The 13,553-nt window shown below is 46.5% G+C and carries 6 protein-coding genes; all 6 read right to left on the reverse strand.

What is annotated here, in order from left to right:
- Positions 1 to 70: 70 nt before the first annotated feature.
- A complete protein-coding gene (locus tag ACTTKA_RS05965) occupies positions 71 to 2,155 on the reverse strand; it encodes a KamA family radical SAM protein (protein ID WP_442724317.1) in 2,085 nt (694 codons plus the stop codon).
- A 192-nt stretch (positions 2,156 to 2,347) separates the two neighbouring features.
- Positions 2,348 to 4,762, reverse strand: a complete 2,415-nt coding sequence (locus tag ACTTKA_RS05970) for a TonB-dependent receptor (protein WP_442724318.1) — start codon at positions 4,760 to 4,762, stop codon at positions 2,348 to 2,350.
- A 1,094-nt stretch (positions 4,763 to 5,856) separates the two neighbouring features.
- Positions 5,857 to 6,888: a Tat pathway signal protein gene (locus ACTTKA_RS05975; protein WP_442724319.1), complete on the reverse strand. Its 1,032-nt coding sequence runs from the start codon at positions 6,886 to 6,888 to the stop codon at positions 5,857 to 5,859.
- Entirely contained in the window at positions 6,885 to 8,240 is a 1,356-nt protein-coding gene (locus ACTTKA_RS05980) for an endo-1,4-beta-xylanase (RefSeq protein ID WP_442724320.1), read from the reverse strand. The genes ACTTKA_RS05975 and ACTTKA_RS05980 overlap by 4 nt, the downstream gene beginning before the upstream one ends.
- A 93-nt stretch (positions 8,241 to 8,333) precedes the next feature.
- The gene (locus ACTTKA_RS05985; RefSeq protein ID WP_442724321.1) at positions 8,334 to 9,878 is read right to left on the reverse strand and encodes a RagB/SusD family nutrient uptake outer membrane protein; all 1,545 of its coding nucleotides are present in this window, start codon (positions 9,876 to 9,878) and stop codon (positions 8,334 to 8,336) included.
- Between the two features lie 22 nt (positions 9,879 to 9,900).
- The gene (locus ACTTKA_RS05990) at positions 9,901 to 13,089 is read right to left on the reverse strand and encodes a SusC/RagA family TonB-linked outer membrane protein (RefSeq protein ID WP_442724322.1); all 3,189 of its coding nucleotides are present in this window, start codon (positions 13,087 to 13,089) and stop codon (positions 9,901 to 9,903) included.
- Positions 13,090 to 13,553: the final 464 nt, after the last annotated feature.

Genomic DNA, 13,553 nt, shown 5'->3' on the forward strand with positions numbered 1-13,553 from the left:
CTCTGAATATGGACTACCTCAAAAAGCTACTAAAGATTTGATGCGGTTGCCCTGTAAAAGAAGAGGTTTGTCAGAACACGCAATGGCTGTAATTATAGGTGATCTGCAAGTCACCATCCGGATAATCGTACAGAGGGAAGCGGGGCTCCGTCTCGCCTTCGGTAAAATGCCAGATGCCGGCGTAATGTTCGGGCTTTTCGCCCATTTCGTGAAGTTGAAGAATGTACTGCAGGATGGATTTGTTCTCGCGAATAAAGACCTTGCCGATGCGTTCGATAATCGGACTGTGTTTGCGCGTATGATCATGGTCAAACTCCAGAACCCGTTTGCCGTCGGGGGTGATGCCTGCCAGCGTGAAAGTCATACTTTTCCCGATGCCGGGGAGGTTGAGCACGTTTCGATCGGTTGCCACAAAAGGGATATTCTTTGCTTCACAGAAGTGCCGGATAGCAGTCCCGCGATCGTTGCTGTTTTTGAGAAGCGAGAGAAATTCGGCTTCGTCGTCGAGTTTGCCGAGCACTTTCTCTTCCTGCTGCTCCTGCATCGAACGACTGTTAGGCGCAAATACGGCATAGTTTTCTTCAAACCCTTTCACGGAGAAGGTGTAATAGCAGAGTACGCCGAGCGCGTTAAGCGTTTTGCGCAGTTTGGCCGTGTGTCCGCGACGCGAGGCGGCCACGTTGTAAACGAGTTGATTCGTGATGCTCCATCCGGTCGAGAGGATGCGGCGAATGGCTTCGCGGGCTTCGGGCGTTACTTCGAGCGGTGACTGAAAATGTGTTTGGATAACAAACTGCTTGATCCCTACGGCCGATGCTTTGGCTTTAAATTCACGTAGAATGACCAGCAGTTCATCGTTGATCTGCATAGGCAAGTAGACCGGCAGGCGCGAGCCGAGCCGCACACGCTGCATCTCGGCATATTTCTCGCCGTCGGGGCGTTTCAGGTTCGCTTTTCGTTTGTTTACCGCCATTTTGTAAACGGCGTCGAGGATATGGCGCAGCGTTTTGTTCTGACTCATCAGCGCATCGCCTCCGGTGATGAGGATATCCCTCAATTGTGTATCTTCCTCGAAATATTTCATCAGTTTACGCAGTCGTATCTCCCAGCTTTCTTTGGGCTTCAAGTCTTCGAAGTTAAAGTTCAGCCGTTCGCTTTGGAAGTCGTACATGCGTTGGCACGATGCGCACAGTCCGCCGCACGCGCGTCCCATGGAGTCGAGGATGAGGATGGCCACCTCGGGATAGCGGCGATGGATGTTGTGTCCGTCGGGGAGCAACCATCCCGCGGCATTCGGTTTACCGGCCTCGACTACATCTTCTTTCTCCCATGCGCGTATCTTGCCGTATGTATCGACAAGTTGCGGCGAGTACAGCACGTAGCTGCGCAGCGTCTGATCGTCGTATCCCCGACCGGTGGGGTTCAGCAACGACAGGTAATAAGGGGTTACGAAGACCGGGATACCTTTCTCCCGCGCCTTGCGGTAGGTCTGCATCGTTTCTTCGGACAGCGTATACCCCAGCATCCGGTTCAGCTCATCGGCGCTCTTTACGGCAAACGTGAGGTGAAAACGGTGATCGTTCCACCATGTTTTCATGAGGTGTCGCTTTGCTTCGTCACTGCACCCTTCGGGAAAGACGTAGCGATTCGATGCGGCGTGCCGTCGTTCGATGCGACGAATAAGCTGAGCGATGATTCGCTCTTTGTTTTCGCGGCGGATGGCGCGTACATCTTCGTTCAGCCCGCTCGGCCATCGTTTCATCCATTGCAATACCTGAGCCGACGACGGCGCGGAGCGTTCCGGCGTATAGAGTCGCATGAACTGGTGATAGAGATCGGTCAGGAAATCGACGGAAACATCGTGATCGTCATGCAGCCGTCCGGTCAGAAATTGCCAGAGGAGCGAGATGGTTTTGAGTTCGATCTCGGATTCGGTCGAGAGTTCGAAAATGGTTTTTCCGTCGTTTGCGATCAGTCGCGCGATGTTTCGCACGGCATTGAGATTGACGTCTTCGGAGAGCAGCAGTTCGTTCAGCTGTTGTTTGAACTCGGTCTCGTCGCGGCTCGACGAAGCGAGTGCAACAATGTGCGGAAGGTCGCGCTCGAATGCGCTTCGTATATCGTGATGGGTGGAGAGCTTGTATTTTTGTTTCATCTGCATTGTGTTTTGGGGTGTTATGTTTGCAAATATAACGAAACGGACGTAGAAAAACAAAACTTTTGGCGGGTCGCAGACCTTAAACCGTAAGTTGCGGGAGGTGTTTTTACAAAAAAATGAAGAGGATGGCATAAAATCCATCCTCTTCTCAACTAACCACCCAAAGAATAAAAAAAGATCAGGTCTTTATTAATGTGTAATATTGATGGAGACACCTCCGTAGAAGAGTGTTCCGTAAACCGGAGCATACATGAAAGCGGCATCATCGAGCCGTTTTTCGTCTTGCAGATAATTGAAGATATTATTCGCGCCGGCATACAGTTTAACGATTCCGAAACGTTTCGATACCCGTGCGTTGAAAGTCATGTATGGTGATGTTTCCTTGATCTTCGACATACCTTCCTGCTCGCTGATGTAGTCGATATACATCTTTCCCTGATACAGTCCGTAGAGCATGAAGTGCCATGTGGAAGGCGTATATTCTACCTTCACGCTTCCGGTCGTTGTCGGGAAACGTGGGATATATTTGCTGATGCTCTTATATTTCGTTTCTTTCCAATCCTCACGTTCGTTCTTATATGTACCGTGGTTGAAGGCAAAGTCTACTCCTATGTTCAGGTTACGTACCGGATTGGCAAGCACAGTTAGCTCAACGCCTTGCACAACGGCGTCATCGACATTGCGCCATTGATACGTATAGCCGAGATTTTTCACGTTATCGTCGGCATCGGCAAAGTCAATCTTATTTTTCAGGTAGCTGTAAAATACGTTGGCGCTGACCTGCAGGTGGTTTCCGTAATAATCGGCCGAGAAGTTGGCGCTACGCGACGTTTCGGGTTTCAGCTCCGACGATTTCCATACGCGCGGCGACCCGCTGCACAAGTGCAGGTCTTCGGAGAAGCCGTACGGGGCACGAAACCCTGTCCCGGCGTTCGCGCGCAGGGTGATGTTGCGAGATAACAGGTATTTGATGGCCAGACGCGGATTGACACTCGTTTCCTTGAAACGTGTCTGGGGAAAATCCTTGTCGAAGACTTTCTTGTCCGAAGTATATTCTTCGCCCGACGAATGATGGTCGATGCGCACACCGGGAACGACCGTCAGACGCGATGTAACCTGCCACTCGTCCTGTACGAAAGCTCCGAATTCGTCGGCATGCTTCCTGGCCACCGATTTATATGAGTTTCCGAAATATCTGCTTGTCGAGTCTACCACGACATACATCCCCGACTCGTCGAGGCGTGAGGTGTAGTACTGTGCCCCAAAGAGCAGGTTGTGATTGCCCAGCTTCGCTCCGAACGTGAGAGTGGAGATAAACGACTTCTCTTTCGCCAGATACGGACGCATATCGAGTACATTGGGCGTCGAGTCGTTGTGGGTACTCAGGTAATCGTTCAGGTAAGAGTCGTTTGTTGCTTCGCGCTTATGATGGATGTAGGTATTGCTGAAATTCAGTTCATATTTCTCACCGAAATGTTTGGTATAGTTCAGTTCGGCTTCGTAACGATTCGTTATGATGTTTTCCGTACCATCCGTAAACGGATTCTTGTAATAGTCGTCGGCTATTTTTCCTCCCTCGCGTTTTTCGTTGATGGCTTTGCCGCGCAGCACGAGCTTATCGCTACCGAAGAAGGGATCGTTTACGTAGAACGAGAAACCAAGGTTATGAAGTTTCGAGGCTACACGGTCGGAAATGCTGTCTTTCCGGTTTACTTCGCTGCGTGTGCTTCCTTCGGCCGTGGCATCGATGGCGTCGTGGTCGATCTTTTGTGCATAGACACTCAGTCCGATGTTGCCGCGTGCATTGCGCATCGACGAGGAGAAGTTATACACGTTCGAACCGTGATTGCCGAACTGTACATCGGCCGAAATGGACGGTACGGCCGAAGGCTCTTTCGTGATAATGTTGATGGCTCCGGCTACCGCGCTACTGCCATACAGAGCTGATCCGGCACCTTTCACCACTTCGATGCGATCGACGTCGCCCGTACCGATCTGTTCCAGACCGTACACGCTGGCAAGTCCCGAGTAAACCGGCTGTCCGTTGATCAACACCTGCGTATGTTCGGCACCCAGTCCTTGCATGCGCACCATCGAGAAGTTACAGAACTGGCACTGCTGTTCTACACGGATGCCCGGCACTCCTTCAAGCGCCTCGAAAACGTTCCATGCATTCTTGTTTTTCAACGCCTGCGAAGTAACCACTTCGGTGCGGATGGGTACGTTCTTTACGTAGTGCTGTGTGCGTGTTCCCGTCACCACCACCTGCTCAAGGTTGAACACGTCTTCTTCCATTTCAAAATACACTTCCGTACCTTTGCCCGGGATCATGGTTACTTCCATTTCTTGCGGCTTGTATCCTACATACTGGGCGATAATTATTTGTTTTCCTGCCGGCAGATGCGCCAGCTTGAAATGGCCGGTACCGTCGGCCGCTGTTCCTAACTTCGTTCCTTTTACAAAAATCGTAGCGTAGGGGATGTGTTCTTGGGTCTCTTTATTTTTCACATGACCGAACAACATCGCATCCGTCGTCATTTTCTGTGAAAAGCCTGTTAGTGTACACAAAATGGTTAATACCAATAGAATTGTTATTTTCTTCATATTTGTTTAAATTTGTTGATAAAATCGGGCTGCAAAAGTAGAGTGACTAAATATTAAATCCTATCCCCAATATGGGGGATATTTTGTTAACGAATAAGGTTCATCCCAATAGTGCCCTAAACGTTTTTTGGGGGGATCTTCCTCCATTCCTTACGCTACCGAAAAAGTCTCAAGAGGATTATCCAGCCTTCTCTTAAGCCGTGTTTTGGTGAATGTGTTGAGTATCAGAAAGACCTCTAAATGAGAGTAATGCCAATCATATTCAGCTCTCTTTTTTTGAGGTAGATTATGCGCAATATCAAGATAACTAGTCACTCCTTAACAATTCATTTTCTGAAACCTCTGCAAAACTCCATTCAAACAGCAAACAAACATCAAAATTATGCATGTAAATTATTGACTATAATCGGCATACACCCGAATCAAAAAAAACTTTTACAGAGGTCTTTTTTACCTACTACTACATGACGTTTATCCCCTTTTATTTTCTTATTTCCCATCGATACCCTTGAGAGAGTGATTATCTCCCGAACGTATACTTTGACTATCCATAATACCCAGACTCGATTCTGCTTTTTGGCCCATTTTAATACACACTTTTTCTCTCAAGCTACTCAACAATAGATCAAAATCACCCAAAGAGCACCATTTGCGATAATAATAGTAAACCAGCTCCCAAGGAGCAAAATGCCAAGGAAGCATACGCCATTAACAGCCAGTTTTCACCAAATAGAAGATCGCATTCCTATTTCATACAAATCATATTTTCGCTTTCTTTCTTGCAGGTTCAACACTTTTGTTATATATTGCCGCTCTGTTTCCGTTAAATCAGTCTGATACATCTTTTTTTAAGTTTGGTCACTTCAAAGAAATAGATAATCTGACTGATACGGAAACTGCTTGAGAAAAAATTTAGTGATTTTTAAACAAGCTCTAAAATAATATACGCAATTAACTTATGCGCTTATTATGGCTTCGGAGATGATAAACACCTCACATTGAGACCATACGCATTGAATGACTGCCATATCACTTCATATGTCGGATAAACCTGAATTAATTTATGCGTGGCGCGAACCAACAGGCACACCGGATCACGAATCTGCAGGGAGAGTATGAATCGCCTCTCCCATCAATGCTATACCCTTTAAAATTCTTGCTCTATATTCTTCAATCGTAGGTTTCCAGCATGTTTGAAGAAAGCCTTTCAACAAATTACGACTAATAAACTTTTCGGCAAACGTTACCGTATTTTTTATACTCAGCGGATTGTCGGCATGATAGCTCCCCGTGGGTATTTGAGTGTATCCGTGCTTCTCCAAATCCAAATATGCTTTGACATAAGGAAACTCCGGATTGAACTCTTCACCATAATACCAATTGCTTTGCACAACGGTCGCAGGCATCTTCCTGAAAAAAGTCTCCGGTTGTCTCCACAACATATAATCCGACCATATCCACGCCTGTGAACCGTTTTTCTCTACTTCATCCACAAGAAAATAGAAATCATGCCACCATGCATCATTCTGACGCATCAGTACGAATTGATAATACGACTGATGTTCGGCTGTTTCTTCATCCATCCCTAAATGGAACAGGGGTGGAGTATCGAAAAGAGCAGAGACTTCCCGAATCAGATCGGCGCAAACCTTGTAGTATGTATCGGTAGATACCATGCGGGAATATTCTTTCATCCAGGTATCGTGTCCTGCCGAGAAGTTCAGTTTAGGGATGGGCTGTATGCCCATCGCGCGGATTTTCGACAATTCACTCTTTAAACGACGGGGAGTCCAGGCTCCTTTTACGGCTATCTCGGGATGTGATTCGTAGGCAACGGCATCTCCCAAATCGATAACAACCGTGTTGACTTTTGCCTTTGCCATCGCCGATATGGCGTCATTCCACAGTGCTTCGTCCATGCGTAAATAAGGCCGGTAACCTCTGAACGGTCTGTGAGGCGAAATATATTCTTCCCACATATTGAAACTGAGATGCAACAGGCAGCCCCAAATAAGTTCTGTACCGGACGCTGATTTCTCCTCCACCGATTCGCCAAAGGCCCAATCGGGCATGCTGCAGCCGATCCCGGCTATCACGCTTTGTTTAATAAAATCTCTTCTGTTCATTTCGTCATTTCGATTGTCTTGTTTTCATTTAGGTCGAGAAAGCAAACTTGTTTTCGATTCTGTCTATCTTTCCATGTGATTTTATATTTCCCTTTGAATCCTCGAAATTTTATATTCCCATCCTTGTCCGGCTCAATCCGCAATTTCGTCTTCCATTCGTGGTTGATAAGACTGTCCAACACGTTATAAACGGGCTTTAATGTCATATCTTTACGAAATATTCCGGAAAACGAGGGTTCTCCTTTGGCTGCGCCTCCGTCCACCACATTCCACCAAGTGATCCCCATCACATCGGGATAGCTAAACCATAACCGATAAAGATTCCGAGCTATTATAGCTTGAATTTGGGAACCTCTCACGGTACTGTCCGGCGCACAAATCGTGACTTCACTGATATGAATGGGACGTTCGGTTTCTTTTAAACAATTCAGAACAGCATAATTTTGTACAGGCGTCAGGAACTTATCATCTCCCGCCGCAATCTGCCGAGACTCCTCCGATTCGAAAATATGCATCTGCACTCCCACATTGTCGACGCGTATATCTCTATCCGACAAATCTCTCACAATTTCAACGTATCTTCTGGTCGGTCCCCAATGTATATCACATTCATTGGTGTTCAACTGAGTCGTCGCAGGAAAATACTGCATGGCCCACTTATAGGCTTTATAAGTGTAATCATCGGGCATTATTCCCCGATTAGCCTGATCGATACATTCATTTACCACATCCCATCGTTGAACACGGCTTCCATAACGTTGGGCAATGTCTTTTATGTGATTTCGAAAGATCTCTTCCATCTCTTTTCTGTTCTCAGGCATCCACTCCGGATGCCCGTGCAAGCGCAGCCCGTATATAATAGCATGTCCGTTCATATTTATATTTTTCGAACTACAGAATGCAACTACAGGATCGGGAGCCGGACGTCTGTATATGTAGGAAGAACCCTTCGTATAACGCGGCTTTCCTCTTTCTGGTTCTAACGTTTTCCAATAAAAAGGAACAGTAGCCGCATTAAATAAGGAGCCGAACAGGTCTTCATACTTTTTGTTTCGTTCATCGCTTCCCAAATCGCCAAACAGAAAAAGATTCCCGCCAAACAAAAATGAATACCCGATTTGCTCGATCTGTACGTCACTGTTCTTTTTGATAGATGAAAAACGTATCTCCACATCGATCTTCCTGTTCAAATCAATATCTTTATCAATTTTCGTTTGGACTTCCGGGTTCCACTGCTCCCAATATCTTTGGGACATCACTGTATCCATTCCTTGATTCTGACTAAAACCTGCCGATACATTGAACAATGTTACGGTTATCACCGCAAACGTCGTTTTGTTTATTCCCATCATTTTTTCATATCGCCCCTCTCCTTTCTCCGCTAAAGAGAAAGGATAAGGGCAGTTCATACAACAGAAATTTCGGATACACCATCCCGTTTCACTCTAATATCCGGGATTTTGTTGCACCTTTCCTTTCCCGTCGACAATAACTATTTTGGGCAGAGGAAACAGTTCCTTTTCCTTCTCTGCATAGGCTGTATTGGTAAGTTCTTTCGCTCTTTTCGTCAATTTATTGTGTCGGATCAGATCGGCACGGTACTGGCCGTTTTCGCACCAAAATTCATGACTGCGTTCCGTCAGTATCTGATCGATGAATGATTCCAGAGTCGCAAAATCGGAAAGCTGCTTAGCCGGTAGTTTCGCACGGACTCTGATGGCATTCATCAGATCTACAGCCTCCTGTGTCGCATGACCCTCCTTCATGGCGATCGCTTCGGCAAGCGATAGGTATACATCGGCAAAGCGATAGATGATAATATCGATCGTACTCTTACCGGCTCCCACAACTCCCGGATCATACCCAAACTTCATGGGAATAGGGCCTAACAGGGGCTTCTCAGATGTTCTTGTGATTATGGCTCCTTTGCTATTTGTATATTCTTTCAGGAGGTACGTTTTGCGGACATCTTTTTCCTCGAACCGGTCATAGAACCACCAGGTGCTTAACGCTACACCGAAGCCACTTTTCATCCCTTCCTGATTAAAATCAGTCGGCAGGACAAACATGTGCCAATCATTCCCTTCGCCGGCAGGGCTGTCGGCTGTGACCGGTATTGCCCAGATAATTTCCTTATTTGCAAGACCCTGTCCTCCCAATTCAAACATTTTCACATAATCGCTCTGCAACTGATAACCGTACTCCGGTTTCATCAACTCCCGGCATAAGGTTTCCACTTTCGCATAATACACTTTATCCGTTGCCGCTTCGTGCAGATACAGGCGAATAAGCAACATCCGTGCGAATCCGCAGCTGAATTTGCCATATTCGGTCTTATCCGGCATAGGAAGTTTTTGCGCGGCATAGAGCAAATCGTTTTCGATAAATTTCACCATCTCTTCTCTCGACAGGCGCGGAAGCGGGTCTTCCTGACGCGGTTTTTTCAACACCTCGAGTGGCGCCACCACGAGCGGACCGTACATATCGTATAGGATATAGGAGAGAAATGCTCTAGCACAACGCACTTCAGCTATATACTTCTCTTTCAGCTCTCCCCTCAAGGAGCTGCTCTCTATCTGATCCATCACCAATGTACAGCGACTGACTTTATTGGCAAAACCGCCGTCGTCATACTGTCCGTTGCCGTAGTAGAACCATGTGACATCTGTCGTCTCCGGATGATAGTCCATTTCAATGAATCGTTTTGTAAACATCCGTTGGCCATTCCCGAGAATCTCTGTTGTGGCGTCATTGATCACCATTACCCCGCGTTCGTTCCTTGCATGGATACCATTGAACCAATTCGGGCGCAACGGATAGTAACATGACAAGACAAGAGATTTAATATCTTCCTCGTTCTTTGGAAAATCTGTAGATGGGATATCCGAATAATCGACCGGTTGCAGATCGGCGCATCCGTTAAACGAAAAGAAGAACGGGAGCGCTGCCAGTATAAAAACCGTATTTTTTATATAATGTATTGTTTTCATAATTCACATTGTTAATTTTTCATCAGAATTGTACGTCGATCCCGACACTAAATGTACGGGCATTGGGATAGGCAGCCGGAAAAGAATCCGTTTCGGGATCCAACCCAGAATAAGGCGTGAATACGCACAAGTTGTTGATATCCGTATGGACTCTCAAGCTTGAGATAAACTTTATTTTCGCAAGTGTGCGCGGAGACAGCGTGTATCCCAATGTGACGTTTTGTACCCGGATAAACCAGGCATCTTCATAGAAGAAGTCTCCATACGTATAGTTATGTCCGTTTGTGACGTAAGACGAAGGATGCGTAGTCGACGGATTATTGAATGTCCATCGCTCTTTTACTGTTCTCAAGGCATTATATCCGCCATAATAGATCGAGTTGGCGCCTATCCCGAACTCGGTATAGCTTGGATTCATCATTTTCCTGTCAAACATCCCGTTTAGTTGGCAACTCAAATCGAAGTCTTTATACCGGAATGTATGGGTCATACCGGCGAGCCATCCCGGGTCGGAGGTGCCGAGTAACCGCGTATCAGCGTCATCGATCATTCCGTCGGGCTCTCCTGTCCGTATAAAATATCCCCTCTCATCAACTGTCAGTTTATTGTCTTTATCCCTTTTGTATCCGTTTATATCTTTGATGACGATCTGTCCCGGCAGAAGTTTGGGCTGAGCTGCAGGAGTCGTTTCATCCGCCTGCATGATATGGTCAGCCACTCTTGAAAAAATCGGGCGTATAGGGTCGTCTTCTCTTTCATAAACATTCGGCTTCCAGTCGGGAGTGCGTTCTTTCCATCGGTCTTTGAATTTGGTGAAAGTAAAGTCAGTGCTCCACGAAAAGTTTTTGGTCTCAATATTCCGGGTACTGATGTTGAACTCAAAACCGGTACTTTGCGTTTTCCCTACATTTGCCATGATCTTGTCCAAGCTGTGATAAAGATTCAGGTATTTGTAATTGAGCAGGTCAGAGATAACCTTGTCGTAATATTCGAAAGAGCCTCTTATCCTGCCGTTGAAAAGTCCGAAGTCGAGGCCGATATTGAGTTCGGTCGTCGTCTCCCATTTCAAATCGGGGTTCCCCAGCCGTTTCAGGAACACTCCGATTTCCTGCGTATGTTTGCCTGTTATATATGCCATTTTGGCCCCATAGCTTGGAAACGCATAGATCCCTATGTCTGCATTACCGGTTTGTCCCCAACTGGTACGCAGCTTAAGGTTCTCTAACCATGTCAGATTCTTCATAAAATCTTCCCTGCTGATTGTCCATCCCACTGCAAACGAAGGAAAGTATCCCCACTTATTATTTTCGGGGAATACGCTTGCCCCATCGGCACGCAGAGTCGCGTTAAACAGATAACGGTTCTTCAGCACGTAATTCGCCCGAAAGAAATAAGACTGCATCTTGGTATTAGAATAGCCGGATCCGACAGTTTTCGTACCGGCTCCCGCTCCCATATTGTTATAAATAAAAGCATCGGTAATAAAGTCGTTATTCCCAAGGTTACGCCCTTTTTTCGCAAACTCTTCATAGGATGTTCCTGCAAGCAGATTCAGGCTGTGCATGTCGTTGAATACTTTCGTATAGTTCGCTGTAGCTTCTATCAGATATTGATTGTTATCCTGCGAGTAGCCGGCAGCCACACCACGCAGTTTACTTCCGTTCAAAGTTGTCTTAGGCTGGTAAGTATCTCTTGACATCGCCACCCGATCCAAACCCGTGTTTAACCTGATCATCAGGCCTTCGACGGGAGCTATTTCTACAAACAGATTCCCGAGCAGCCTGTCGGTATTGGTTTTATCGATATTGTTCAATAGGGAATAGGGATTCGCCTGATTTCCGACCTGCGGGTTGAGAGGATAAGTTCCCGTTTCTTCGTCATAGGCTTTGATATGCGGCCCCATCATAATGGCCGAACGTATGATTCCGGAGTTTTCGGATTTTCCGTCCCCCAGTTGGGTATTATCATTGTTGATCCTGCTCATGGTCAGGTTCAATCCCATTTTGATATACGAATTGATCTTCTGATCGATGTTCGATTTGACGGTATACCTTTTCAATCCGGTATTTTTGATAATTCCGATATGGTCGTAATAGTTGAGAGAAACGTTGTAGACGGTATTTTCGGTTCCTCCGCTCACATTGATATTATGTTCCTGTATCCGCCCGTCGCGGGTGATCAGTCCCAACCAGTCGGTTCCCCTGCCTGCAGCGGCGATCTGCTCGTTCGTATAGGTCGGGGCGTATAACTTCCCGTCGACCGGATTTTTCTGGGCTTCGCTGAGGCTGTTGGGCCCCCAGGGAGTGACTTTGTTCTTCCATAGCCATTCTTCATAACCGGCCTCGTTATAGAGCGTCATCCATTCGTTCAGAGGCAGCAGATCGTATTTATCCGTGTATTTCTGTACGGAGAAATTCGTGGAATAAGACACGGTTGTCCGTCCTGCTTTTCCTCTTTTCGTGGTAATCAGTATCACTCCGTTAGCCGCCCTTGCTCCATAGATAGACGTCGCACTGGCATCTTTCAGCACTTCGATCGATTCGATATCGTTTGGGTTCAGGAAGTTCAACACTCCTTGCGTGCCGGGATTCATCTTCGGGTCTTTCCCCTTCATATCCTCCACCTCGGAAATAGGGAACCCGTCCACAATATAGAGCGGCCGATTGCTTGCGTTTATCGAACCGGCCCCTCTGATCAGGATGTCGATGCCGCCTCCCGGTTGTGCACTGTTCTGCTTGGTATACAGTCCTGAGATTTTCCCTGAGATCGCATGCATGACCGAGGCGTTTCCTGTCAGCGTCAGATCGTCCGCCTTCACATTAGAGATGGCTCCAGTCAAATCACTTTTCTTCATCGTGCCGTATCCTACCACGACAACCTCCTCCAATACCTTGTCATCCGTCTTCATCGTCACGTTGATCGTTGTCCGTCCAGCCACCGAGATAGTTTGGGTTTGCATCCCCATATAACTGAAGATCAGTTTACCTTCGGATGGCACATTTTCCAGCACATACTTTCCGTCGATATCGGTAATCGTACCGATCGTGCGGTCATTCTCTACCACAACGGATGCTCCGATGACGGTCAAGCCCGTATCGTCCACAACCGTACCGCGTACGGTAATGGTCTGAGCAAACGTTCCCAATGATACTGTCCACAGCAAGGCTAACCATATTCCTTGCCATTTACAGATTAAATGTTTGCGTTTCATTTTTACCTTGTTTTTAATAAATATTATATTGTTGTTCAAAATAATACGATAAGTAGATTGGGTGTTTGGCGTATAAAAAGGACTCTCCCCACCCATAATGATAAATTAATAATTGGGGCAAAGGCTTCGTTAAGCCCTCGTAGGACCTGCAAAAGCATCTACTGTTTATCGGCATCGTCTTTTAAATTTTTGTACGATTCATTATTATTTCCAAGTTGCTTTTTAGAGTCAACAAAGCTATTTGTTTCTTTTTACAATAAAACAACAGTTGTATATGTTATATAACATAATTTCAATTCAATTAATTCACTGACATTTTTTAAGTTTCAAGCCGTTGCTGACAAGCCGTGTCTCGCGCTTTAGGATTGCTGGAAGAAATGACGGTTACACTCCTTCTTTGTTTTCTGCCCTTCCCGTCGCGATGATATCCAACTCCAGATCTCGTTTTAACCTGTTGCCCGCCA

The sequence above is a fragment of the Tannerella sp. genome (genome assembly GCF_052170195.1).
Lineage (GTDB): Bacteria > Bacteroidota > Bacteroidia > Bacteroidales > Tannerellaceae > Tannerella.

What these genes read in the sequence shown, in the direction of transcription:
- ACTTKA_RS05965 (WP_442724317.1), bottom strand. Translation starts at nt 2,155, where the DNA reads ATGAAACAAAAATACAAGCTCTCCACCCATCACGATATACGAAGCGCA.
- ACTTKA_RS05970 (WP_442724318.1), bottom strand. Translation starts at nt 4,762, where the DNA reads ATGAAGAAAATAACAATTCTATTGGTATTAACCATTTTGTGTACACTA.
- ACTTKA_RS05975 (WP_442724319.1), bottom strand. Translation starts at nt 6,888, where the DNA reads ATGAACAGAAGAGATTTTATTAAACAAAGCGTGATAGCCGGGATCGGC.
- ACTTKA_RS05980 (WP_442724320.1), bottom strand. Translation starts at nt 8,240, where the DNA reads ATGATGGGAATAAACAAAACGACGTTTGCGGTGATAACCGTAACATTG.
- ACTTKA_RS05985 (WP_442724321.1), bottom strand. Translation starts at nt 9,878, where the DNA reads ATGAAAACAATACATTATATAAAAAATACGGTTTTTATACTGGCAGCG.
- ACTTKA_RS05990 (WP_442724322.1), bottom strand. Translation starts at nt 13,089, where the DNA reads ATGAAACGCAAACATTTAATCTGTAAATGGCAAGGAATATGGTTAGCC.